Annotated in this window: 19 protein-coding genes; 11 read left to right on the plus strand and 8 right to left on the minus strand. The window is 74.9% G+C overall.

Features of this window, described 5'->3' with window-relative positions:
* The first annotated feature begins 258 nt into the window (after positions 1 to 258).
* On the plus strand, positions 259 to 1,116 hold the full coding sequence (locus ACSUPT_RS15100; protein WP_361654593.1) for a hypothetical protein: 858 nt from the start codon (positions 259 to 261) through the stop codon (positions 1,114 to 1,116).
* On the opposite strand, the gene ACSUPT_RS15105 is transcribed toward ACSUPT_RS15100, so the two are convergent.
* The 3 genes from ACSUPT_RS15105 to ACSUPT_RS15115 all read right to left on the minus strand — a co-directional run bounded on the left by ACSUPT_RS15105 (position 1,117) and on the right by ACSUPT_RS15115 (position 6,074).
* Positions 1,117 to 2,136, minus strand: coding sequence for a DMT family transporter (locus tag ACSUPT_RS15105; RefSeq protein ID WP_436946217.1), 1,020 nt, complete (start codon positions 2,134 to 2,136; stop codon positions 1,117 to 1,119). It lies immediately after the preceding gene.
* 283 nt (positions 2,137 to 2,419) lie between these two features.
* Positions 2,420 to 4,039: a methionine--tRNA ligase gene (gene metG / locus ACSUPT_RS15110; protein ID WP_436944625.1), complete on the minus strand. Its 1,620-nt coding sequence runs from the start codon at positions 4,037 to 4,039 to the stop codon at positions 2,420 to 2,422.
* 229 nt (positions 4,040 to 4,268) lie between these two features.
* Positions 4,269 to 6,074, minus strand: a complete 1,806-nt coding sequence (locus ACSUPT_RS15115) for a VWA domain-containing protein (protein WP_436944626.1) — start codon at positions 6,072 to 6,074, stop codon at positions 4,269 to 4,271.
* A gap of 268 nt (positions 6,075 to 6,342) precedes the next feature.
* On the opposite strand from ACSUPT_RS15115, the gene ACSUPT_RS15120 reads away from it, so the two are divergent.
* A complete protein-coding gene (locus tag ACSUPT_RS15120) occupies positions 6,343 to 8,406 on the plus strand; it encodes a PhoX family protein (RefSeq protein ID WP_436944627.1) in 2,064 nt (687 codons plus the stop codon).
* A gap of 244 nt (positions 8,407 to 8,650) precedes the next feature.
* Here the strand turns inward: ACSUPT_RS15120 and ACSUPT_RS15125 are convergent, their stop codons facing one another.
* Entirely contained in the window at positions 8,651 to 9,739 is a 1,089-nt protein-coding gene (locus ACSUPT_RS15125) for a hypothetical protein (protein WP_351966980.1), read from the minus strand.
* Between the two features lie 35 nt (positions 9,740 to 9,774).
* Positions 9,775 to 11,259: an APC family permease gene (locus ACSUPT_RS15130; protein ID WP_361654427.1), complete on the minus strand. Its 1,485-nt coding sequence runs from the start codon at positions 11,257 to 11,259 to the stop codon at positions 9,775 to 9,777.
* 300 nt (positions 11,260 to 11,559) lie between these two features.
* Here ACSUPT_RS15130 and ACSUPT_RS15135 point away from each other — a divergent pair, with 300 nt between their 5' ends.
* From ACSUPT_RS15135 to ACSUPT_RS15165, 7 genes are all read left to right on the plus strand, one after another.
* Positions 11,560 to 12,003, plus strand: a complete 444-nt coding sequence (locus ACSUPT_RS15135; RefSeq protein WP_351966978.1) for a hypothetical protein — start codon at positions 11,560 to 11,562, stop codon at positions 12,001 to 12,003.
* A 226-nt stretch (positions 12,004 to 12,229) separates the two neighbouring features.
* Complete coding sequence (locus ACSUPT_RS15140; RefSeq protein ID WP_351966977.1) at positions 12,230 to 13,213, plus strand: ATP-binding cassette domain-containing protein; 984 nt, start codon at positions 12,230 to 12,232, stop codon at positions 13,211 to 13,213.
* Complete coding sequence (locus ACSUPT_RS15145) at positions 13,210 to 14,097, plus strand: ABC transporter permease (RefSeq protein ID WP_351966976.1); 888 nt, start codon at positions 13,210 to 13,212, stop codon at positions 14,095 to 14,097. The genes ACSUPT_RS15140 and ACSUPT_RS15145 overlap by 4 nt, the downstream gene beginning before the upstream one ends.
* A 93-nt stretch (positions 14,098 to 14,190) precedes the next feature.
* Positions 14,191 to 15,273, plus strand: coding sequence for a MerR family transcriptional regulator (locus tag ACSUPT_RS15150; RefSeq protein ID WP_351966975.1), 1,083 nt, complete (start codon positions 14,191 to 14,193; stop codon positions 15,271 to 15,273).
* 547 nt (positions 15,274 to 15,820) lie between these two features.
* On the plus strand, positions 15,821 to 17,044 hold the full coding sequence (gene cbiE, locus ACSUPT_RS15155; protein WP_436946218.1) for a precorrin-6y C5,15-methyltransferase (decarboxylating) subunit CbiE: 1,224 nt from the start codon (positions 15,821 to 15,823) through the stop codon (positions 17,042 to 17,044).
* Entirely contained in the window at positions 17,041 to 17,793 is a 753-nt protein-coding gene (gene cobM, locus ACSUPT_RS15160) for a precorrin-4 C(11)-methyltransferase (RefSeq protein WP_351966974.1), read from the plus strand. The genes cbiE and cobM overlap by 4 nt, the downstream gene beginning before the upstream one ends.
* A gap of 300 nt (positions 17,794 to 18,093) precedes the next feature.
* On the plus strand, positions 18,094 to 19,398 hold the full coding sequence (locus ACSUPT_RS15165; RefSeq protein WP_436944630.1) for a hypothetical protein: 1,305 nt from the start codon (positions 18,094 to 18,096) through the stop codon (positions 19,396 to 19,398).
* Between the two features lie 228 nt (positions 19,399 to 19,626).
* On the opposite strand, the gene ACSUPT_RS15170 is transcribed toward ACSUPT_RS15165, so the two are convergent.
* Entirely contained in the window at positions 19,627 to 20,286 is a 660-nt protein-coding gene (locus ACSUPT_RS15170) for a TetR/AcrR family transcriptional regulator (protein WP_399218592.1), read from the minus strand.
* Between the two features lie 64 nt (positions 20,287 to 20,350).
* Here ACSUPT_RS15170 and ACSUPT_RS15175 point away from each other — a divergent pair, with 64 nt between their 5' ends.
* Both ACSUPT_RS15175 and ACSUPT_RS15180 read left to right on the plus strand, forming a co-directional pair.
* Positions 20,351 to 21,826, plus strand: coding sequence for an MFS transporter (locus ACSUPT_RS15175; RefSeq protein WP_436944632.1), 1,476 nt, complete (start codon positions 20,351 to 20,353; stop codon positions 21,824 to 21,826).
* Between the two features lie 284 nt (positions 21,827 to 22,110).
* Positions 22,111 to 22,590: a hypothetical protein gene (locus ACSUPT_RS15180; RefSeq protein ID WP_399218590.1), complete on the plus strand. Its 480-nt coding sequence runs from the start codon at positions 22,111 to 22,113 to the stop codon at positions 22,588 to 22,590.
* 10 nt (positions 22,591 to 22,600) lie between these two features.
* Here the strand turns inward: ACSUPT_RS15180 and ACSUPT_RS15185 are convergent, their stop codons facing one another.
* Together ACSUPT_RS15185 and ACSUPT_RS15190 are read right to left on the minus strand one after the other, a co-directional pair.
* The gene (locus ACSUPT_RS15185) at positions 22,601 to 23,353 is read right to left on the minus strand and encodes a response regulator (protein WP_399218589.1); all 753 of its coding nucleotides are present in this window, start codon (positions 23,351 to 23,353) and stop codon (positions 22,601 to 22,603) included.
* Positions 23,346 to 24,710: a sensor histidine kinase gene (locus ACSUPT_RS15190; protein ID WP_436944633.1), complete on the minus strand. Its 1,365-nt coding sequence runs from the start codon at positions 24,708 to 24,710 to the stop codon at positions 23,346 to 23,348. Before ACSUPT_RS15190 ends, ACSUPT_RS15185 begins: the two co-directional genes overlap by 8 nt.
* Between the last annotated feature and the right edge of the window lie 6 nt (positions 24,711 to 24,716).

Raw genomic sequence — 24,716 nt, forward strand, 5'->3', positions numbered from 1 at the left:
GCTGCCGAAGGCCCCGGAACCCGCTGGTTCCGGGGCCTTCGCCATGCCGGAGGGGCCCCCGACCGGACCCGCGCCGGCCGTGCGCGCCCGGTGCCGCGCCGGTGCGCGGGCGGGCCGGGGTCGTGCGTACGGGGGCGTTCCGGGGGGTGGGGCGTTCCGCGCGGGGCCTGCCGTGGGACGCCTGTAGGGAAGAGCGCCGCGACTCCGCCGCCACCGGGGCCGCCGCGCCGAAGCCGCCCCAGTGAAAGGCCCCCCATGCTGCCCGTCCTGCGACGCCCCCGCCGCCTCCTCGCCGCGACGCTGCTGCTCGCGCTGCTGCCGCTGACCGCCTGCGCGGGAGGGCCGGGCGGCGGACCGGGAGGCGGGTCCGGTGCCGGGCAGGGCGCCGCGGCCCCGTCCGCGTCCGGGTCCCGTACCGCTCCCGGAGAGCGCGGTGCCGACGGCGGCGAGGCCCGGCAGGGCGGCGCCCCCGTCCCGGAGGCCGCCGCGTCCCGGAAGGGCGTACCGGGGCCGCCGGCCACGTCCGCGCAGATCCCGGGCCTCGGCCCGGCCACCCGTGCCGCGATCCCGCCCGACAGCCGCCAGGCCGTCGTCGTCCAGGGCCACGGCCGGGACCTCAACACCGGCACCGCCACCCTCTACGAGCGCCGCCCCACCACCGGCTGGACCGCCGTGTCCGACGCGTGGCCCACGCACAACGCCGTCAAGGGCTGGACCGACCACCACGTCCGCGACGACCTGCGCTCCCCGATCGGCGTGTTCGGGCTCACCGACGCGGGCGGCCTCCTCCCCGATCCCGGGGCGAAACTCCCGTACGACCAGGACCCCGGCTTCGTCGCGACCGGCAGCGGCTCCCTGGGCGAACCGCTGGAGGGCTCCTTCGACTACGTCGTCGCCATCAACTACAACCGGGTCCCCGGCCGGACGCCCCTGGACCTGACCCGGCCCCTGGGCGAGGAGCGCGGCGGCGGCATCTGGCTCCACGTGGACCACGACGGGCCCACGCAGGGCTGCGTGTCCCTCCTCCGCGACCACATGCGGGAGCTGCTGCGCCGTCTGGACCCGGCGCTCAAGCCGGTCGTGGTGATGGGCGACGTGCGGAGCTTGGCCCGCTGATCAGGAGGCCGGCGCGCGGTCCGGTACGGCGGCGCCCGCCCCGCCGGCAGGGTCCTGCCCCTGGGCCGGGTCCCGCTCCGGATCCGGGGCACTCTCCGGGGCCGGGTCCCGCTCCGGGGCCTGGCCCCGCTCCCCGTCCAGGCCCCGCTCCCCGTCCAGGTCCCGGTCCGCGGCCCTGCGGCCCCACGCCGTACCGCCCAGGACCAGCGCGACGCCCGCGAACCCCAGCCACCCCGGCCGGTCGCCCGCCAGGACGATGCCGACGACGGCCGCCCAGACCGGTTCCGTACCGAGCAGCAGGCTCACCCGCGACGGGGACGTGCGCCGTACCGCCCACATCTGCACGAAGAACGCGAACAGCGTGCAGAAGACCGACAGGTACAGCAGCCCCAGCCAGTCGCCCGCCCCGAACCCGGCCGCCACCGCCCACGGCGTACCCCCGCCGCCCGCGCCGCCGCCCGCCAGCAGCGCGAACACCAGTACCGCCCCGCCCAGCTGCACGGTCGTCAGCGACAGCGCGTCCGCGCCCCGCACCGACTCCATCCGCGCCATCGCCAGGACGTGCACCGTACGGGCCACCGCCGCGCCGAGCATCAGCAGGTCACCGCCCGACGGGGCGCTGAACCCGCTGCCCTGCGTCAGCAGCACCACGCCCAGCACCGACATCCCGGCCGCCGCCATGAACGCCCCGGACAGCCGCGTCCCGCGCACCAGGCTCTCCGCGACCGGGGTGAGGATCATGGTGAGGCTGATGATGAGCCCCGCGTTCGTCGCCGACGTGTGGACCAGCCCGTACGTCTCGATGAGGAAGATCCCCGCGAGGATCAGCCCCAGCACCCCGGCGCCGCCCAGCTGAGCCGCGCTCATCCGCCGCAGCCCCCGCCATCCGGCGATCACCAGCACGGGCATGACGACCGCGAACCGCAGCACGAGCACCGCGACGACCGTCTGCGCGGTGGTGACCTCCTTGGCGGCGAGATAGCTGGACCCCCACACGACGGCGACCGCGAGCACGGGCAGGTCGGTCAGCCAGGCCCGGCGGGCGACGGCGGCAGCGGACACGGGGGCTCCTGGAGGAGGGAGGCGGGGCGCGCGGCGTGCGCGGATGCCGGGCCAGTACACACGAGGCCGCTGCCCGGCCATGCGGTGGGGCGCGGTACGGATGAGGCCGCTGCCCGGCCCAGCGGTGGGGCGCGGTACGCATGAGACCGCCGCCCCGGCCTTGCGGCGGGGCGGCGGTCTCGTGAAGGGGTCACGGGTGCGGACGAGGCGGCCCGGCGGGCGCCGGGGCTCGTCGGACCGGTCAGGCGTCCTTCTTGGGCTCCTCCAGGCGCGGGAACAGCACCGCGCCCTTCGTCACGGTGGCGCCCACCGGCAGCTGGCCCCAGCGGCCGGCGTCGGCCAGCCGCTGGTCGGCCAGGGCGCCGAGACCCGCCTCGGCGCCGAGCGACTCCCACAGCTTCTGGGACGTCTCCGGCATGACCGGGTTCAGCAGCACCGCGACGGCGCGCAGCGACTCGGCGGCCGTGTACAGGATCGTCGCCAGGCGGGCGCGGCCCTCCGGCGAGTCGTCCTTGGCGACCTTCCAGGGCTCCTGCTCCGTGATGTAGCCGTTGACCTGCTTCACGAAGTCGAAGACCGCCAGGATGCCGCCCTGGAAGTCCAGCTCCTCGCCGATCTTCCGGTCGGCCTCCGCGACGGCCTTCGCGAGGCCGTCGTGGATGGCCTGCTCGGCGTCGCCGGCGGCGGTGGCCTCCGGCAGGGCGCCGTCGAAGTACTTGCCGACCATGGCCGCGACGCGCGAGGCGAGGTTGCCGTAGTCGTTGGCCAGCTCGGAGGTGTACCGGGCGGTGAAGTCCTCCCAGGAGAACGAGCCGTCGCTGCCGAAGGCGATGGCCCGCAGGAAATACCAGCGGTAGGCGTCCACACCGAAGTGCGAGGTCAGGTCCTGCGGCTTGATGCCGGTCAGGTTCGACTTCGACATCTTCTCGCCGCCGACCATCAGCCAGCCGTTCGCGGCGACCTTCCCCGGCACGGGCAGGCCCTGCGCCATCAGCATGGCGGGCCAGATCACCGCGTGGAAGCGGAGGATGTCCTTGCCGACGAGGTGCACGTTCGCGGGGAACGTCGCCTCGAACTTCGCCTGGTCGGCGCCGTAGCCGACGGCCGTCGCGTAGTTCAGCAGGGCGTCGACCCACACGTAGATGACGTGCTTGTCGTCCCACGGGATCGGGATGCCCCAGTCGAAGGTGGAGCGCGAGATGGACAGGTCCTGCAGGCCCTGCTTGACGAAGTTCACGACTTCGTTGCGCGCCGACTCGGGCTGGATGAAGTCCGGGTTCGCCTCGTAGAACTCCAGGAGCTTCGGGCCGTAGGCGGAGAGCTTGAAGAAGTAGTTCTCCTCCTTGAGGATCTCCACCGGCTTCTTGTGGATCGGGCAGAGCTTCACGCCCTGCTCGTCCTCGATGAGGTCGCCGGGGAGCTTGTACTCCTCGCAGCCCACGCAGTACGGGCCCTCGTAGCCGCCCTTGTAGATGTCGCCCTTGTCGTACAGGTCCTGCACGAACTCCTGGACGCGGTCCGTGTGGCGCTTCTCCGTGGTGCGGATGAAGTCGTCGTTCGCGATGTTCAGGTGCTCCCAGAGGGGCTTCCACGCCTCCTCGACGAGCTTGTCGCACCACTCCTGCGGGGTGACGCTGTTCGCCTCCGCGGTGCGCATGATCTTCTGACCGTGCTCGTCCGTGCCGGTGAGGTACCACACCTTCTCGCCGCGCTGACGGTGCCAGCGCGTGAGCACGTCGCCTGCGACGGTCGTGTAGGCGTGGCCCAGGTGAGGAGCGTCGTTGACGTAGTAGATGGGGGTCGATACGTAGAAAGCCTTCACGCTCTCGTCCCCCTGCTTCTCGGTTCCAGTGGCCGCCATGGTCGAAATCCTATCCGTCGGCCGAAGCGCCCCTCACCTCCGTTTGCCGCGGTACGCCGCCGGGGTGCGGTGGGGGGGGAGCGGCCCGGGGCCCGGCGGGGCGGCCGCCCCGGCCCCGCGCGGGTCGCGGGACCGGGGCGCCGGGGCCGCCGGCCGGGGCGCCGGGCAGGCCTGGGGCTCAGGCGGGCCGGGGCCTCGGGCGGGCCGGGGCCTGGGGCGGGCTGGGGGCTCAGGCGGGCCAGGCGGCGAGGAGCTCGCGGTAGAACCGGGCGTGCGGGATGTCGGCCGGGGTGGGCCCGGCGTGGAAGAACGCGGCGTTGTCGACGTCCAGCCTGCGCAGGTAGTCGAAGGCCTTGCCGTCCTCCTCGCCGAACGCGACGAACTGCCAGAACACCGGCCGTCCCGTCGCCGCGGCCTCCGCGAGCGCCTGCGTCGCGGCGGTCTTCGACTCGGGCGCGCCGTCCGTCTGGAAGATCACCAGGGCGGGGCGGTCCGGGTGGGCCTTCCCGTGGTGGGCGAGGACCTCGTGGATGGCGCGGTCGTAGTTGGTGCGGCCCATGCGGCCGAGGCCGGCGTGCAGGGCGTCGATGCGGCCCTCGGCGTCGGCGAGGGTCAGATCGCCGGTGCCGTCGACCTCGGTGGAGAAGAAGACGACGGGCACGGTGGCGTCCTCGTCCAGGTGCGCGGCGAGGGCCAGCGCCTGCTCGCCCAGGCGCTGGGCGCTGCCGTCCTTGTAGTACGGGCGCATGGACCCGGAGCGGTCGAGCACCAGGTACACCGCGGCCCGCGCTCCCTGGAGGCCGCGCTTGCGCAGCGCCGCCCCGGCGGCCTTGTACGCCTCGACGACGCTGTCCGGCGCGGTCCGCTTGACGTCCCGCAGCGCGACCGCGGGCGCGCCGTCCCCGAGGGGGGCGCCGTCCTGCCGCTCCTCGGCGTGTACGGGCTCCGCACCGCCACCCGCACCCTCCGCGCCGTCGACGCCCTCGGCCCCGGCGTCCCGCGGCGCGGGCTCACCGGCGGCGGACGCGTCGACCAGGACCTCGGCGTCCCGCGGGTCGGCGCCCGGTGCCTCGACGCCCTGGCCGGGCGCGGGCTCCGCCTGAGCGGCGGGCTCCTGCGGCTCGGCGTCCTTGTCCGGCTCGGGCTCCTGGGCCTTCACGTCCTGCGGGGTGACGTCCTGGTCCGGCGCGGGCTCGTGGGCCTCGGCGGCCTGGGGCTCGGCGTCCTGGACGGGGGCGGGCTCCTGCGGGTCGGCGTCCTTGTCCGGCGCGGGCTCGTGGGCCTCGGCGGCCTGGGGCTCGGCGTCCTGGGCCGGTTCGGCGTCCTGGGGCTCGGCGCTAGTAGCGACCGGCGCAGCGTTCTGGTCCGGCTCGGGCTCCTGCGCCTTCGCGTCCTGCGGCTCGGCGTCCTGGCCCGGCTCGGGCTCCTGGGCCTTCGCGCCCTGGGGCTCGGTGCTGGTGGTGGCGGGCTCGGCCTGGGCCTCGGGCTCCGCCGGGGCGGGGGTGTCGGTGCTGTCTGCGCCGGTGGCGTCCTGGAGGTCGTCGCCCTGGGGCGCGGTGCTGGTGGTGACCGGCTCCGCGGGCTCGGCGTCCTGGGCCTTCGCGTCCTGCGGCTCGGCGTCCTGGCCCGGCTCGGGCTCCTGGGCCTTCGCGTCCTGCGGCTCGGCGTCCTTGGTCGGCTCGGGCTCCTGGGCCTTCGCGCGCTGGGACTCGGCGTCCTCGGCCGGTTCGGCGTCCTGGGCCGGTTCGGCGGCCTTGTCCGGGGTGGTGTCCTGGGCGGGCGCGGGCTCGGACTTCTCGGGCCGGGGCGTCGTCGGGGAGTCGGTGCGGGCCGGGGGGATCGTGGGCTTGGGGTGGTCGAACGACGCGGCCACCAGTTCCGCCGCGACCTCCTCCGGCGTGGGCGCCGCCGACGGTTCGTCCTGGGGCACCGTGCGTTCCGCCTGGGGCGGGACGGAGGGGGTGGACGGGACCGCGTCGTGCTCCGCCTCGCGGTCGCGTCCGAACACCTTGCGCAGCAAGCTCCGAATGCCCATGGGCCATGGCCTTTCGCATATTGGGTGCCGTATATGTCCGTACTGCTGGGAATACTCAGAATCATCCCTGGCCAGGGCGGACACGTAAGGTTAGCCGCCCGGAGTGGCGCGGAACGCTGCCGTCCATTCGCGTCAACCCCGCCCTTGACGCCCCCCATTCATCGCACGTTCACCTCCTTGCCGCCGCCCTGCTCAGGGGCCCGCTTAACGTCGCGGCCGGACGATCACGACACCACGTCGGCGCGGTGCGCGCCGAAGGAGGAACACCGTGCGCAAGCTGCTGCCGCTGCTCACCACGAACCCGCACGCGGGCGGCCGTTCGGCCCTCACCTGCCGCTACCGCTGCGGCGACGCCTGCTTCCACGAGGTGCCCAACACCAGCGGCAACGAGTACGTCGGCGACGTCATAGCCGACGCCCTCTCGCGCCGCTCCCTGATGCGCGCCGCCGCCGTGGTGACCGTCGCGACCGCCGCCGGCGGCGCCGTCGTCGGCGCGGGCGCCCCGGAGGCCCACGCGGCGCAGGCGCAGTCGGCCGCGCTCAAGCACGGCGCGGGCAAGGCGCAGGGGGCGCGCGGCCTGCGCTTCGCGCCGGTCGCGCCGAACACCGCCGACCAGGTCACCGTCCCGCGCGGCTACACCCAGAACGTGGTCATCCGCTGGGGCGACCCGATCCTGCGCGGCGCGCCCGCCTTCGACCCGGACCGGCAGACCGCCAAGGCGCAGGCGGGCCAGTTCGGTTACAACAACGACTTCCTGTCGCTGCTGCCGCTGCGCGGTGAGCCGGGCCGCCAGATCCTCGTCGCGAACCACGAGTACACCGACGAGGTCCTGATGTTCCGCGGCTACGACCCGGAGAACCCGACCCGCGAGCAGGTGGAGATCGCCTGGGCGGCGCACGGCCTGTCGGTCGTCGTCGTGCAGGAGGAGCACCGCACCGGCAAGCTCACCCCGGTCACCCGCCACCCGCTGAACCGCCGCCTCACCGCGACGAGCGTCTTCGAGATGACCGGCCCCGCCGCCGGGAGCGTCCTGCTGAAGACGTCCGCCGACCCGTCGGGCCGCAAGGTCCTCGGCACGCTGAACAACTGCGCGGGCGGCACCACCCCGTGGGGCACCACCCTCCACGGCGAGGAGAACTTCAACCAGTACTTCGCCAACGGCTCCTCCGCCACCGACAAGCGCTACGGCCTCGGCTCCGGCCCGACCGAGCGCAAGTGGGAGCGGTTCGACAAGCGGTTCGACGCCGCCCAGGAGCCCAACGAGTCGCACCGCTTCGGCTGGGTCGTCGAACTCGACCCGTACGACCCGGACTCGACGCCCCGCAAGCGCACCGCGCTCGGCCGGTTCAAGCACGAGGCGGCGCAGCCCCGGCTCACCGACGACGGCCGCCCGGTGGTGTACATGGGCGACGACGAGCGCTTCGACTACTTCTACAAGTTCGTCTCCAGCAAGCGGATGATGAAGGGCACCTCGCGCGCCGCCCGCGAGCACAACCTGACGCTGCTGGACGAGGGCACCCTGTACGTGGCGAAGCTGACCGGCGACTCGCCGGCCGCCGAGCTCGACGGCACCGGCAAGCTCCCGGACGACGGCGAGTTCGACGGCTCCGGCGTGTGGATCCCGCTGGCCACGGGCGACGTGTCGCACGTGCCGGGGATGACCGCCGAGGAGGTGTACGTCTTCACGCGCCTCGCCGCGGACAAGGTCGGCGCCACGAAGATGGACCGCCCCGAGGACGTCGAGCCGTCGCCCCGTACGGGTCGCGTGTATGTGGCCCTGACGAACAACTCGCAGCGCGGCACGGCCGGGAAGCCCGGCGTGGACGAGGCGAACCCGCGCGCCAAGAACAAGCACGGCCAGATCCTGGAGCTGGCCGAGCACTGGGACGACCCGGCGGCGGACGGCTTCGCGTGGCGGCTGTTCCTGGTGGCGGGCGACCCGAACGACCCGGCCACGTACTTCGCCGGGTACCCGAAGGAGAAGGTGTCGCCGATCTCCTGCCCGGACAACGTCGCCTTCGACCCGTACGGCAACCTCTGGATCTCCACGGACGGCAACGCGCTCGGCACCCACGACGGCCTGTTCGGCGTGGCCACGCACGGGGAGCGGCGCGGTGAGCTGAAGCAGTTCCTCACCGTCCCGGTCGGTGCCGAGACCTGCGGGCCGATCATCCAGAACCGCCGGGTCCTGGTGGCCGTGCAGCACCCGGGCGAGGTGGACGGCGCGTCCGTCGAGAAGCCCGCGTCGGCGTGGCCCGACGGCCCGGGCAAGCTGGTCCGCCCCTCGGTCGTCGCCGTCTACCGCGAGGACGGCCGGCCGATCGGCGTCTGACCGCGGCGGACCGGGCGGGCGCCCACCGGAGCCCGGGGCGCCCGCCCTCCCGCCCGGCCACGACCGGCCGGCCAGCTACCACCCGGCCAGCGGCCAGCCGGTCACGACCGCCCAGCCACGACCGCCCGGTCACGGCCGGGCGTACCGCACCAGGCAGTACCAGGCAGTACCAGGCAGTACCAGGCAGTACCAGGCCGCCCCGGGCCGGCCCGCACGGCAGCCGGACCGGTCCGGGGAAGGGGCTTCACGGGGTGGCGCGGGCCTGTGCGCGCCACCTCGTGAACTGCTCCGCCGGATCACCCGTGTACGACCACGGCACCCGGGACACCCGCGGCCCGAGCAGCCCGAACAGGTACTCCGCCATCTCCAGCCGCCCCGCGTAACAGGCGGCGTGCGTGAGGTAGTTGAGCAGCTCCACCTCCTCGGGCCGGACCGGCCCCGGCGCGCGCTCGGCGATCCAGCGCTCCCAGGTCCGCCGGACCTCCGTCACCGCCAGCTCGTGCTTCCAGTGCTGGTCGAAGCCGCGCACCGAGCCGGGCCCCCGGCCGCGCCCGAGCGCCCCGTCCACCACGTACCGGTACTCCTCGACGCGGGCGATCTGCACCAGTACCGGCAGCGGGCAGCCGGGCGGCGCCGCGCCCGCCGCGTCCCGCGCGAAGTCGTACATCGAGCCGTGCGTGCCGTGCCACCGCGCCGACCAGTAGCGCAGGAGCTGCACATGGCCCTCGGAGTTGTGCGGGTCGCGCCGCCGCAGCTCGTCCCACCACCGGCGCAGCTCCGCCCGGCTGACCCCGCCCTCGTACAGCCGGGCCACCGTCAGCAGCGACACCCACGGCATCGGGTCGGCGGGCCGGGCGTCCGCGGCGGACAGGCACGCCAGGACGGTCGAGTCGAGCCGGGCCGCGTCCACGGCGGCGCCCCGGCCGGCCGCGATGGCCGCGTCGAAGACCCGTACCACCTCCGTCGCGGCCCGCAGCACCGCCGCGTCCGGGTTGTCCGGTTCGGCGGCCCGCCAGGACTCCACGGCGGACGTGCCGGCCGCGATGTGGGCGAGGAGCCGGATGCGGTGGGTCCGGCGGGGCCAGTCGTCCCCGGTGTCCCGCAGCAGGTCCCGTACGCCCTGCCAGCGGCCGATGGCGATGTCGTGGCGTACGTCTCCGAGCGCCTCGTCCCCGAAGTACGGGTCCAGATCGGGGATGAAGCGGTCCTCCCGCGCGGAGCGGCCCGCGCGGCCGATGAAGGCGCGTCTCGTGCCGCGCCCGTGACGCGGCTTCCCGGTGCCGCCGGTGCGTTCCGGGCGTCCCCCTCCGGTGGCGCGGTGGCGTGCGGCCATGCCTTCTCCCCCCGATCGCGTGGTCAGTCGCGTGGTCAGAAGTCGGTCGCCAGGGTCTCGTCGGCGGCCGGCCGGTGCTGCCGCGGTACGTCGCCGTACGGCACGTCCGCCTCCGCCGCCAGCGTCCGTACCGCGTCCAGCTTTGCCGGACGGTAGTACGAACTGCCCCTCCGCCAGTACCAGGTCATCGGAATGAGACCTGCGGCGAGACCTCCGAGGCCGATAGCGACCGACGCGGTGGACAGTTCGGCCAGCGACTCGTAGAAGATCCACAGCATGAACGCGGCCCCCGCCAGCGGCCACACCCCGCCCAGCAGGAACTCCCGCACCGACGACAGCAGCATCCGGCGGTACGCGACGACGGCGGCGATCCCGGCGAGGCCGTAGTAGAACGCGATCTGCAGGCCCATCGCGCCGACCGCGCCCTCGAGGATGTCCCCGACGGAGCCCAGCGCGTTCGACGCGACGAACAGGGCCAGCGCGACCGCGCCGACCACCGTCACCGCCACCCACGGGGTGTTCCAGCGGCGGTGCACCCGGCCGAAGGCCGCAGGCACGGTCCGGTCCCGGCCCATCGCGAACAGCGTCCGCGTCACCTGGATCAGCGTCGTCTCCAGCGTCGCCACCGTCGACAGCAGCACCGCCACGATCAGCAGCTTCCCGCCGGGCCCCGGCCAGACCGCGTCACCGAGCAGCGCGAGGGTGTTCGCCCCGCCGCCCGCGGTGATCTCCTCCTTGGTCAGCAGCACGTTGACGGCGATGGTGAACGCCTCGAACAGCAGGAACACCACGCCGACGCCGAGCAGCGCCGAGAGGCCGGCCGTGCGGCGGCTGTCGCGGGTCTCCTCGCTGAGGTTGCTCGTGATGTCCCAGCCCCAGTAGGAGAACGCCGCGATCAGAGCGCCCGAGGCGAAGCCCGACACCCCGTCGAAGTGCGTGAAGCCCAGCCACGACCAGTCGAACGCCGCCGCCGCGCCGCCGTGCACCACCGCGCCCAGCACGAAAAGCACCAGGAGCAGCAGCTCGACCCCGGAGATGATCAGCTGCGCCCGTACGGTCAGCCGCACCCCGCCCAGCACGATCAGCAGCATCGCCGTGAACCACGCGGCCCCGACCGCCGTCGCCTGCCAGGTGTCGCCCGCCAGCTCCGGGGCGAACAGCGACAGCGTCAGCGCCCCCGCCGGCAGCGAACCCGCCACCATGAACAGCGTCGCCGCCACCACGAGCGCCCACCCGCACAGGAACCCGAGGAACGGGTGGAGGGTGCGGCCCACCCACGAGTAGGCGGCGCCCGCGTTCACGTCGATCCGCCCGAGCCGCCCGTACGCGAGCACGATGCCCAGCATGGGCAGGGCGCAGTACAGCAGCGCGGCCGGCGCCGCGAACCCGACGGCCCCGACGAGCACGGCCGTCGTCGCGGCCAGCGAATAGGCCGGGGCACTGCCCGCGACCGCCATGACGACGGTGTCGAACGTGCCCAGCGCATTGGGCCGGAGCCCTCTGCCCGATGGGTTGCGCATGCCGAACGTCCTTGACTGGCGGGGGAAGTGGCGCGAGACAGCCGCATCGTAGTGCCGTCGCCGGAACCGTTCGGTCCGGGGCGGATCACCCGCGCCGCCCGCACCGCGCGCCGCCGGCCACCCACTGATCCACTTGCCGGTTCACCCGGGCGGGTGTGCCCTGGGAGGACAGCCGTCGGAGGGCCGCGCACGGCGGGGCACGCCGGACGCTCCCGCACGGCGGGGCCGCGTCGCGCTGCCCCGTGCGGAGGGGCGTGCCGGACCGCCCCGCACGCGCGGCCACGTCGTCAAGGAGCAGCCATGGGCGCCCACGCAGCCCCGGCCCGGCACCGCCGCAGCCGCCGCCCCCGCCCGGGGACGGACCACGGCGCGACCGCGGCCACCACCGCCCACAGGCGCGGCACCACCACCCTGAGCTGGGCACTTCCCGCCGCGCTCGCCCTCGTGTACGCCCTGTACGCCGGGTTCCTGCACCGCGGCGAGGGCCCGACGGACTGGGGCGACGTCCTCTTCGGCCTCGTCGCGGGAGCGGTCTTCGGCGCCCTCTGCCACACCCTGGGCCGCAGGCAGCGCGCCCTGCCCAGGGAGACGCGGGCCTTCGCGTACGGGGCGCTCGGCGGCGTCGCGATCGGCCTGCTGCGCAGCCTCGCCGGAGGCAGCCTCCTCACCAGCGCCGTGATCGGCCTGATCGTCGGCGCGGCGATCGGCGTGGCGGCGTTCTACGTCTTCTACACGCACGAGTGAACCGGGCCGGTGCGAGGCCCCCGGCCCGCCCCGCGCCCGTCATCCCCCGGCCGACCACAGGCCACCCGTACGCCACCCGCAGACCACCGCGCCGGCGACGACCGGGCCGACGGCCACCGCGCCGTCGACGACCGGCAGGGACCGAAAGGCACCGACAGGGACCGGAAGCACCGACAGGGACCCGAAGCACCGACAGGGACCGAAAGGCACCGACAGGACCCGTGACATGACCCCGCAGCCCCCCGCGTCCGCCCTCGCCGTGGAGACCCGCGGCCTGGTCAAGGTCTTCGGCGCCACCCGCGCCGTCGACGGCGTCGACCTGCGCGTCCCCGCCGGAACGGTGTACGGGGTGCTCGGCCCGAACGGCGCGGGCAAGACGACCGCCGTGAAGGTGCTCGCCACACTGCTGCGCCCGGACGGCGGCGAGGCCCGCGTCTTCGGCCGGGACGTCGTGCGCGACGCCGACGAGGTACGCGGCCGGGTCAGCCTGACCGGGCAGTACGCGTCGGTCGACGAGGACCTGACCGGCACCGAGAACCTGGTCCTCCTCGGCCGGCTGCTCGGCCACTCCCGCGCCGCCGCCCGCGACCGCTCGGCGCAGCTGCTGGAGGCGTTCGGCCTCTCGGGCGCCGCGGGCAGGCAGGTCAAGCACTACTCGGGCGGGATGCGGCGCCGCATCGACATCGCCGCGTCCATCCTGAACACCCCGGACCTGCTGTTCCTGGACGAACCGACCACGGGCCTCGACCCGCGCTCGCGCAACCAGGTGTGGGACATCGTCCGCGCGGTCGTCGCGCAGGGCACGACGGTGCTGCTCACCACGCAGTACCTGGACGAGGCCGACCAGCTGGCGTCCCGGATCGCGGTCATCGACAAGGGCCGGGTCATCGCCGAGGGCACCAAGGGCGAGCTGAAGGCGTCCGTCGGCTCCGGCTCCGTGCACGTACGGCTCCGGGAACCGGGCCAGCGGGAGCGCGCCGTGCGGGTGCTGACCGAGGCGCTCGGGGCGACCGTGCAGCTCGACGCGGACCCGGTCGCGCTCACCGCGACGGTCGACGGGCACCGTACCGAGCTGGGCGCGGCCGAGCAGGCGGCGCGGGCCCTGGCGGAGCTGGCCCGCGCGGGGGTCACGGTCGACAACTTCGCGCTGGGGCAGCCCAGCCTCGACGAGGTGTTCCTGGCGCTGACGGGCAAGGAGGGCCCGGTATGAGCACCACGGCGTCCCAGTCGCAGCAGCCTCCCGCCGGGGCCCGCCCGGCCGACGAGAACGCCTTCGCCGCGCCGCGCGCCGACGAACTGGCGGCCCTGCTCGTCACGGGCGCGGACCGGCGCCCGCCCCGCCCGTCCGCGCTGTCGGCTTCGCTGACGTTCGGCTGGCGGGCGATGCTGAAGATCAAGCACGTGCCGGAGCAGCTCTTCGACGTGACGGCCTTCCCGATCATGATGGTGCTGATGTACGCGTACCTCTTCGGCGGGGCGCTCGCCGGCTCGGTGTCGTCGTACATCCAGTTCCTGCTGCCGGGCATCCTCACGATGAGCGTCGTGATGATCACCATGTACACCGGCGTCTCGGTCAACACGGACATCGAGAAGGGCGTCTTCGACCGGTTCCGCACCCTGCCGATCTGGCGGCCCGCGCCGATGGTCGGCTACCTGCTGGGCGATGTGGTCCGCTATCTGATCGCCTCCGCCGTGATGCTGACCGTGGGCCTCCTGATCGGCTACCGGCCCGACGGCGGGGTCGCGGGGGTGCTGGCCGGGGTGGCGCTGCTGATGGTCTTCTCGTTCGCGTTCTCGTGGATCTGGACGATGTTCGGCCTGCTGCTGCGCAGTGAGAAATCCGTGATGGGCGTCAGCATGATGGTGATCTTCCCGCTGACGTTCCTGAGCAATGTCTTCGTGGACCCGCGCACCATGCCGGGCTGGCTCCAGGCGTTCGTCAACAACAGCCCGATGACCCATCTCGCCACCTCCGTGCGCGAGCTGATGGCGGGCGCCCGCCCGATGGCCGACATCGCCTGGACCCTGGGCTGGTCGGCGGTGTTCGTGCTGGTCTTCGGGGCGGTCACGATGCGGCTGTACAACCGGAGGTGAGCCCGCCGGTGACAAGCGCTTGACCTTCCCCGTGCGGGAAGCCGGAGCGTGGTGCGTGCCGGGCGGGGAGCCCGGCGGGGGAGGAGACGGGACGTGGCCCTGCTGACCATCGGCGCGTTCGCGCGTGCCGCCCGGCTGTCCGCGAAGGCACTGCGCCGGTACGACGAGCTGGGCCTGCTGCGGCCGGTCCGCGTCGACCCGTGCAGCGGCTACCGCTACTACGCGCCGGAGCAGCTGGAGCGGGCGCGGCTGGTGGCGTGGCTGCGGCGGATCGGGATGCCGCTGGCGCGGATCGGCGCGGTGTGCGACCTGTACGACGCGTCCGACCCGGCCGGTGCGGCGCGGGAGGTCCGCGCGTACTGGGCCCGCGTCGAGGCCGACACGGCGGCCCGCCGCGACCTCGCCTCCTTCCTCGTGGACCACCTGTCAGGACACCTTCCGGGAAACGGGGAGCAGACGATGACCACCACGAGGGAACCGACCATCCGCTACGCCGCCGTCACGGACCGCGGACTGGTGCGGGAGACCAACCAGGACGCCGCGTACGCCGGTGAGCGGCTGCTCGCGGTCGCCGACGGGTACGGCGCGTCCGGCGCCGACGCGGGCGCCGCCGCGATCGAGGCGCTCCGCCCGCTGGAGGCCTCGGCGACCGGCCGGGCCGGCGACCTGCTGAACGCCCTGGAGGACGCGGTGCTGCGGGCCAACGAGGCGGTACGCGGCTACGCCGGGTCCGGTACGACCCTGACGGCCATGCTGTGGACGGGCTCGCGGCTGGCGCTGGTCCACGTCGGGGACAGCCGCGCCTACCTGCTGCGCGACGGGCGGCTGTACCGCGTCACGCACGACCACACCGTGGTGCAGGCCATGGTCGACGAGGGGCGCCTGACCCCTGAGGAGGCGGCGTCGCATCCGCAGCGGGCGCTGCTGCTGCGGGCGCTGGACGGTGCGGAGGAGTCGGGGCGCGCGCCGGAGGTGCGGCTGCAGGAGGCGCGGGCGGGGGACCGGTACCTGCTGTGCTCGGACGGGCTGTCGGCGGTGGTGCCGGAGGAGCGGATCCTGGACGTCCTGGCCTCGGCGGCCACCCCCGAGGACGCCGCCCGCCGGCTCGTGGCCGCCGCGCACGAGCACGGCGCCCCCGACAACACCACCTGCGCGGTAGCCCACGTAACGGGGTAACCCCCTGGGGCCGTGGCCCCGTGCGGCCGAGCTCTGCCTGGGCCCTGGCTCCATGGCCCCGAGTCCGTCCAGGGCGTGGCGCCCTGGACGGCAACGCCCTGCGGGCCGCTGCGTCCGCTCCGCTGTGGGCATGCGTTCCGCCTGGGGCGGAACGGGTGGGCACAGCGGACCTGGCGGGTGCCGCTTCCAGTGCCTGACGCACAAGGAGGCACCCTCCCGGCAGCGGGGCGGCGACCCGGCACCGTGCGGGGCGCTGGACCCCACAAGGGGCGAACCCCGTGGTGGGGTCCAGCGCCGGGGAGGCGGGCCGAGTGCGGGACCCGCAGGCTCGGAGCAAGCCCTGGGCAGCCCCGCCACGCACCCGCCCCGCACCCGGCCGGTAGGGTTCCGGCCCGTGAGCAGGCCACCCAGCAGCCAGGACGCCCCCGGCACCGGCACCGCAACCGCCGAAGGCACCGGCATCGCCCCCGGCACCGGCACCACCCCCGCCGAAGGCACCGGCACCGCCCCTGGTGTCGAGGGCACCGCCCTCGCCCAGGGCCAGGTGGTGACCGTCGTGGGGATCGGGGCCGACGGGTGGCCCGGCCTCCCCGAACCCTCCCGCACCGCCCTCCGCACCGCCGACGTCATCCTCGGCGGCGGCACCCGCCAACTGGACCTCCTCCCCCCCGAGGTCACCGCCGAGCGCGTCCCCTGGCCCACCCCCCTCCGCCCCGCCGTCCCCGCTCTCCTCGCCGCGCACGCCGGCAGGTCCATCGCCGTCCTGGCGAGCGGCGACCCCATGTTCCACGGCATCGGCCGCGCCCTCGCGGAGACGGTCGGCCCGCACCGGCTGCGCGTCCTGCCGCACCCGTCCTCCGTCGCGTACGCCTGCGCCCGCATGGGCTGGCCGCAGGAGGACACCGAGACGGTCACCCTCGTCGGGCGTCCCCTCGACACCCTGTCCGCCGCCCTCCACGACGGCCGCCGCCTCATCGTGCTCAGCGCGGGCGCGTCCACCCCCGCCGAGGTGGCCGCCCTGCTGCGCGCCCGCGGCTACGGCCCGAGCCGCCTGAGCGTGCTGGAGCAGCTCGGCCACCCGGAGAGCGAGCGGTCCCTGCACGGCACCGCCGACGACTGGCCCCACCCGCCGGGCGACCCCCTGAACCTCGTCGCCGTGGAGTGCGTCCGCGCCCCCGGCGCGCCGCGCCTCGGAGCCGTACCGGGCCTTCCGGACGACGCGTACGAACACGACGGGCAGCTCACCAAGCGCCACGTCCGCGCCGCCACCCTCGCCGCGCTGGCGCCCGCGCCGGGCGAACTGCTGTGGGACATCGGCGGAGGCTCCGGTTCCATCGGCATCGAGTGGATGCGCGTCCACCGGACCTGCCGTGCCGTCAGCGTCGAACGCGACCCGGTGCGCGCCGCGCGCATCGCCCGCAACGCCGCCGCGCTCGGCGTGCCGGGCCTGCGCGTGGTCACCGCGGCCGCACCCGCAGGGCTCGCCGAACTGGAAGCGCCCGACGCGGTGTTCATCGGCGGCGGCCTCACCGCGCCCGGCCTGCTCGACGCCTGCTGGGAGGCGCTGCGCCCCGGCGGGCGCCTGGTCGCCAACACCGTGACGCTGGAGTCGGAGGCGCTGCTCGCCGAGCGGTACCGGCGGCACGGCGGCGAGCTCGTACGGCTGGCGGTCGCGCACGCCGTGCCGGTGGGCGGTTTCACCGGCTGGCGGCAGGCGATGCCGGTCACGCAGTGGTCCGTAACGAAGGCGGGAGCAGAGGAACAGCAATGACGGTCTACTTCATCGGAGCGGGCCCCGGCGCCGCCGACCTGATCACGGTGCGGGGCGCCCGGACCCTCGCGTCCTGCCGGGTGTGCCTGTACGCGGGCTCCCTCGTGCCCCGGGAACTGCTGGCCGAGTGCCCGCCGGACGCGCGGCTCGTCGACACGGCCCGCATGGACCTGGACGCCATCACGGCGGAGCTGGTCGCCGCGCACGAGGCGGGACACGACGTGGCGCGGCTGCACTCCGGCGACCCGTCCGTGTTCAGCGCGGTCGCGGAGCAGATGCGCCGCCTGGACGCGGCGGGCGTCCCGTACGAGGTGGTGCCGGGCGTACCGGCGTTCGCGGCGGCCGCGGCGGCTCTCAAGCGGGAGCTGACCGTGCCGACGGTCGGCCAGACCGTCATCCTGACGCGCATCGCGGAGCAGGCCACGCCGATGCCGGAGGGCGAGGACCTGGCGACCCTCGGCCGCAGCGGCGCCCTCCTGGTGCTGCACCTCGCGGCCCGGTACGTGGACCGTGTCGTCGCCGAACTCGTCCCGCACTACGGCGAGGACTGCCCGGCCGCCGTCGTCGCGATGGCCAGCCGCCCCGACGAGGTGGTGCTGCGCGGCACGCTCGCGGACATCGCCGGGCAGACGAAGGCCGCGGGGATCACGCGTACGGCGGTGATCCTCGTCGGCCGGACGCTCGCGGCGACGCAGTTCCGCGACAGCCACCTGTACTCGCCCGAGCGCGACCGGCACGTCTGCGACTGACGCGGGCCGGCCGGCACCGCGGCGGTGCGCTCCGGGCGGCACCGCGTCGGGCCGGGCCGGGCCGCCGTGGGCCGGCGGCCGCCCGGGCGCCGATGAGAATCCCCACACAGAAAACCGGGGGTGCGTGGGCAACTGCGTCGATTGCCCGCAATGCCCGGTGGTGGAGTGCGCCATTCCGCGACCGGGCGGTCCGGGCCGCGCCCAACTCCCGCCTGCGCGAGGACGTTTCCTCCGTACGATCGTACGATCACCGACGTGCACCGTCGCGTTCACGACGCCCGCTCCCGAGAAAGAGCATCCGTGAAGACCACACGTACTCTCGCAACGGCCGTCGCCGCTGCCGTCACCGCGCCCGTCCTCCTCCTCGCCGCCGTCGCCCCGGCGCACGCGACCACGGTGACCCCGCCGCCCGCGCCCCCGGCCGTGGCCGAGCCGTCCGCCTTCGCGAAGGGCCCGTCGATCGCGGACCTGGAGAAGGCCGTGGCCAAGGCCCGCAAGGCGCACGAGGAGGCGGTGGCCGCCAAGGAGGCCGCCTACGAGGTCCTCGTCAAGGAGCTGAGGAAGGACTACAAGGAGAGCGACTGGCCGGAGGCGATCGCGCTCGTCGCCGCCGAGAAGGCCGCCACCGAGGCCGCCGCCGCGCACACCGCCGCGGTGAAGGCCCTGGACGAGGCGAAGGCGAAGCTCGCGGCCCTGCCCGGCACGGCCACGGACGAGGAGCGCAAGGCCGCGGAGAAGGCCGTCGCAGACGCGCAGACGGCCGCCGACACCGCCGCGGCCGCGAAGACCCTCGCCGACCAGAAGCGCGCCGACGCCCGCACCGCGTTCGACGACCGGCGCGTCGCCATGGCACGGCAGTACAGCGTGCTGACGGAAGCCGTGAAGAAGGCCGCCGCCGACCTGGCCGCCGCCGAGAAGGCGCTCGCCGACGCGAAGAAGGACCAGGACGACGACGGCATGTGCGCCGGGGACGACGCGCTCGTCGCCGAACTGACCGGCCTGCCCGAGAAGGTCACCGCCGGCACCACCGTCGACCTCACGGTCCGGGTCACGAACAACACCGGCAAGGCGGTGGACCGCGCGTACGGGCGGGTCACCCTGGAGCCGGGCGGCGCGAAGCTCGTCCCCCTCTTCAAGCCCCAGTACCTCGCTGCCACGTCCGACAAGTGGCGCGACTGGAACTCGTGGGGCATCGCCCTGAACGTCGGCAAGCTGGAGCCCGGCGCCCACGCCGACCTGAAGCTGCGGCTCAACCCCGCCGCCTCGCTGAAGGACTGGTCGGGCTCGCTGGAGGTGAACGGCTGGTACGAGCGCGGCGACGACTGCGGCGCGAACACGACGCTGAAGTCCCACAAGTTCCAGGTCGTGGCGCCCGCCGCGACGCCCGCGCCCACCACGACGCCCAACACGCCGGCGCCGCAGGGCGGTACGACCACCACGCCGCTGACCGGCGGTACGACCACCACGACGGCCACGTCCGGCACGCTCGCCAAGACCGGTTCGTCCGACGCCCTGGGCGGCCTCGCCGCCGCGAGCGGCGCGGCGGTGGCGCTGGGCGCGGCCGCCGTCTTCGCGACGCGCCGCCGCCGCACGACGGACGCCTGACGCCTGACGCCGGACGGACGTCTGACGCCTGACGCCTGACGCCCGACGGGCCCGGCCACCTGAATGGCGCCCGCGTCCGGACGACCCGTACGAAGGCCCCGACCGCCCCCGCGCGGCCGGGGCCTTCGGCGTACCGGCGGACGACCCCTGCCCGCCCGCCCAGACGCCCCGGCCCTGTTCAAGCCGCCCCGGCCCGGAGCCCGGCGGCCCCGGCCCCGTACCGGGTGATCAGCCCCCGGCCGCGCCCCGGGTCCCGTACGCGCCGAGGAACATGTCCACCCCGCTGGTGAGCAGCCGCTCCGCCAACTCCTCGTCCAGGTCGGCGCCGTACTGCCCGAAGACCATGTGCGGGAACACCAGCAGCGCGTACAGCTGGATGACGGCGACCTCCAGGTCCGGTACGCGCAGGCGGCCCTGGTCGGCGAGGGCGCGCAGGGCGTCGGCCACGGCCGGGTGGTGGCCGGCGGGCCCGTGCTCCCGCCAGGCGCCGGCGAGCTGTGGGAAGCGGTGGAGCTCGGTGGCCACCAGGGACCGCAGGGCGGCCACGTCCTGGTTGGCCCGTACGGCGCCGACCCAGGTGCGGGCGGCCTCCAGGAGGGCGGCGCGCAGATCGTCTGCGTCCGCGAGCCGGTCCAGTGCCGCGGACGAGTCGTCGCCCCCCAGCGCGTCGTCCAGCGCGCCGGTCACCACGGCCGTGAACAGGGCTTCCTTGCTGCCGAAGTGGTTGTAGACCGTCACCTTCGACACCCCGGCCTCGGCGGCGATGGCGTCCATGCCGACGCCGAAGCCCTCTCGCAGGAACAGGGTGCGGGCCGCCTCCACGATGGCCCGGCGCTTGCGGGCGGCGCGGGGCCCGGACGGCGCGGGCTTGCTGTCGGTACCGCTCATGTCCCGAGGCTAGCGCAGAACTGAACACTTGAGTTCACATGAACTGAACCGTACAGTTCAGTTCATGGACTCCATCGAGCACTCCACCTCCCCCGGCCACCCGTCCCCCCACCACGCCTCCGCCCACCACGCCTCCGCCACGGACCCGCCGCCCCGCCGCTGGTGGGCGCTGGCACTGGTCTGCGTGGCGCAGTTCATGCTGGTCCTGGACGTGACCGTGGTGAATGTCGCGCTCCCCGACATGGCCGCCGACCTGCGTCTCGACCGGGAGACGCTGACCTGGACGGTCACCGCGTACACCCTGTGCTTCGGCGGCCTGATGCTCCTCGGCGGCCGACTCGCCGACACGTACGGCGCGCGGCGCGTCCTGCTCGCCGGGCTCGCGCTGTTCACGGCCGCCTCCCTGGCCGCGGGCCTCGCCGGTGACGCCACGACGCTGCTGGCCGGCCGGGTGGCGCAGGGCGTGGGCGCCGCGCTGCTCTCGCCGGCCGCGCTGTCGCTGGTCACGACCACCTTCCACGGGCCCGAGCGGAACAAGGCGCTCGGCGTGTGGGCGGCCCTGGGCGGTACGGGCGCGGCGGCGGGCGTCCTGGTGGGCGGCGCACTGACGGCGGGCCCCGGCTGGCCCTGGATCTTCCATGTGAACGTCCCGGTGGGCGTCGCCCTGCTCGTGGCGCTCCCCTCGGTCCTGCCCGCCCGGCGGTCCCCGGCGGCCGACGGGGCGCCCGTCCGCCTGGACCTGCCCGGCGCCCTGCTGGTGACGGCCGCGACCGGGGCGCTGATCTACGGCCTGGTGCGGGCCGGCGAGTCGGGTTGGACCGGCACGGGCACACTGCTGCCGCTGGCCGCCGCCGTGGCGCTGTACGCGGCGTTCGCGGCCGTGGAGCGGTCGGTGCGAGCGCCGCTGATGGACGTGCGGATGCTGACCCGCCGCCCGGTGGTGACGGGCGCGTTCCTGATGCTGGTCGCGACGGCACTGCTGATCGCGTTCTTCTTCCTGGGCTCGGTCTACCTCCAGCACGTACGCGGCTACAGCGCCCTGCGCACCGGCCTGGTCTTCCTGCCGGTCGCCGTGGCGACGGGGATCGGCGCGCACCTGGGCGCCCGGCTCGTCGGCCGCCTCGGCAGCCGTACGGTCGCGGTGGCGGGCCTGGCGGTCGCGGCGCTCGGATGCGTACCGCTGGCCGGTCTGGACGGCGAGCCGGGCGTGTTCACGACGGTCGCGCCCGCCCTGTCGGTGGCGGCGCTGGGGCTGGGCGCGGTCTTCGTGACGGCGACGACGACGGCCCTGGCGCTGGTGCGCCACGACGAGGCGGGGCTGGCGTCCGGGGTGGTCAACACGTTCCACGAGGTGGGCGGGTCGGTCGGGGTTGCCGTCGTGTCGACGGTGGCGGCCGCGGGCATCGAGCGCGGCGCGGTCACGGCGTTCGGCGACGCGTTCACCCTGTGCGCCGCGGTGGCGGGGGCGGCCGCGCTGGTGTGCGCGGCGCTGGTCCCGGCGGTACGCCCGGAGCGCCCGGCGGTCCCGCACGCCCACTGAGGACCGTACGGGGCGTGGGCGCCTGGACGGGGGTGCGCCCGGCCGTCGCCGTCCGGACGGGGAGGCACCGCCGAGCCGGGCGCACCATCCCGCGTCCCCCACACAACCACGCGGCGCGCCCGCCCCCGCAGAGCCGCAAGTCCCGGCGCCGGGGGCCCAAGGTCCCCGCCGCGCACCCGGCGGGGACCCGATGCGCCCTTCCGCTCGACGCGTCCGCTGTGTTCACTAGCGGACGCGAACGACGGACGAACGGGAGGCGCCATGGCCGGAAAGCGAGCCGCGAGGTGATCGCGATGGTCGGGCACACCGACCTGACCCCGGAGACGCTGACCCTGGTCGAGGCGGAGCTGCGCACCCGCCTGCGCCGCCAGGAGGAGGGAGCGAAGGGCGTCGTACGGGTCGGTCCCGGCCTCCCGGTGGCGGCGGGCCGCGCCGCGCGGGAGGTGGGCAGGCCCCTGGTGGTGCTGGTCCCGGCACAGGGCTCCGTACCGGCGGTCCTCCCGCACCGCGACCGCCACGCGGCGGGCGAACTGCTCCGGCTGGCCGAGCAGATGCGGCTGATGCCCTACGACCCGGAGGGCCGCGACGCGTGCGTGGCCGCCGACGAACGCATGATCACCACTAGCCGCCGCCTCCTGGCCGTCTGGGACGGCTCCCCGACGGACGGCCGCGACGCCACCGCCCACCTGGTCGCCTTCGCCCGAGCCCGGGGCATCCCGGTGGAGGTCATCTGGCCCCGGGGCGCCGCCCGTACACGCGCGTGAAGGCGGCGGATCAGCCGAGGATGCCCCGGTCGTAGGCGGTGGCCACGGCCGCCGCGCGGTCCTTCACACCGAGCTTGGCGTACAGATGGGTCAGATGCGTCTTGACCGTCGCCTCGCTGATGAACAGCTCGCGGGCGATCTCGCGGTTGGACCGGCCCTTCGCGACGAGTTCCAGCACCTCGCGTTCGCGCGCCGACAGGGCCCCGCCCGCCGGTTCGGCCGGCTTGCGGACGGCGGAGACCAGCCGGGAGGCGACGGCGGGCGACAGGACGGTCCGCCCCTCGGCCGCCGCGCGGACCGCCGCGAACAGCTCCTCGCGGGGCGCGTCCTTGAGCAGATAGCCGGTGGCGCCCGCCTCGATGGCGGGGATCGTGTCGGAGTCGGTGTCGTACGTGGTGAGGACCAGCACCTTCGAGCGGACGCCGAGCCGGGACAGCTCCGCGATGGCCTCGACGCCGCTCCCGGCGGGCATGCGCAGATCCATCAGCACGACGTCCGGGTCGAGGCTCCGGGCGAGCGCGACGCCCTCGACACCGCCGGAGGCCTCGCCCAGCACGTGGAAGCCCGGGTCGGCGGCGAACATGCCGCGCAGACCGTCCCGTACGACGGGGTGGTCGTCGACGATCAGCAGCGTCACGGCCCGCCCGGCACCGGCCGACTCCGCCAACTCTCCTTTGGCCTGCGGGCTTTGCCGCGTCCCGGCTTCCGTGCTCACGTCCTCGCTGGTCACGTTCCCCCCGGTCGCGGCGTCGCGTTCAGTCATGGCGCACCAACGGTACGCGGGCGCTGATCGCCGTGCCCTGGCCGGGCTCCGACTCGACGGCGACCGTGCCCGCGATGCGCTCCGCGCGGGCCCGCATGCCGTCGAGACCGAAGCCGCCGGTGCCGGTGCGCGGCGGCACGGCGAGCGGGTCGAAGCCGCGGCCGTCGTCCCGTATGTCCAGGGTGACCTCGTCGCCCATGTACGAGAGGGTGACGCCCGCACGTTCGGCGCCGGCGTGCCGGGCCGCGTTGGACAGGGCCTCCTGGGCGATCCGCAGGAGGGTCGCGGCGACCTCGTCGTGCAGCGGCTCCTCGGTGCCGGTGACGGTGAACCGGGCGTCCACGCCGGTGCGTTCGGCCCACTCCGCGACGGTCTTCGCGAGCGCGTCGGGCAGGGTGTCGTGCTCCAGCGCGGCGGGCGAGAGGTTGTGCACGGAGCGGCGGGCCTCGCCCAGGGAACTGCGGGCCAGCGCCTGCGCGCGGGCCAGGTGCCGGCGCGCGACCTCCGGGTCGGTGGTGGTGGAGACGGCCTGGAGCTGGGCGATGACCCCGGTCAGGCCCTGCGCGATGGTGTCGTGGATCTCGGCGGCGAGGCGGCGGCGCTCGTCGGCGACGCCCGCCTCCCGCGCCTGGACGACGAGTTGGGCGTGGAGCGCGGCGTTCTCGGCGAGGGCGGCCTCCAGGGCGGTGATGGTCGCGGCCCGCTCGGCCGCCTTCTCCCCCTCCTTGCCCTCCATGTGGTCCATGACGACGGCGAGCGCGGAGTTGAAGAGGAACAGCGCGGCGAAGGCGGCCCAGCCCATCGGGGAGGCGGGCGGCAGACCGCCGGACTGGGAGCCGGCCATGGTGACGGCGGTGACCAGGAGCCCGGCGCGGACGGCACGCGGAGGGAGCACGCGCCGGGACTCGAAGTAGCCGAGCGAGGCGTAGATCGCGAAGAACGGGTTGAGCCAGGTGAGGGCGAACGCCAGGACGGTACGGACGACGAAGTACACCGGCCCGGCGACACCATCCACCCGCACGCCGCCCCGCCCGTCCACCTCGCGGTCCGTGCCGGTGCTGGGCGTCGTGCGGGCCGTGCCGGTCGCGGGCACCGGGCGGGCCGTGCCGGTGCTGGGCGTCGCGCGGGCCGTGCTGGTCGCGCTGGCCGTGCCGGCCGTGCTGGTCGCGCCGGCCGTGCGGGTCCACCACACGTGGAGGGCGAGCGACACGAGGAGCAGGGCCCCGGCCGCGTACATCTCACGCCGGGTCATCAGCAGATCGGCGGTGGCGGCGGAGACGAGCGTCGAGAGACCGAGCGCGATGTACGGGCCGTACCGGTAGAACTGCGCCCACCGCTCCTCGAGCGTCGTCCTCATCCCCGC

Origin of the sequence: Streptomyces sp. SudanB25_2051 (assembly GCF_964272635.1) — a bacterium.
Classification (GTDB): domain Bacteria; phylum Actinomycetota; class Actinomycetes; order Streptomycetales; family Streptomycetaceae; genus Streptomyces.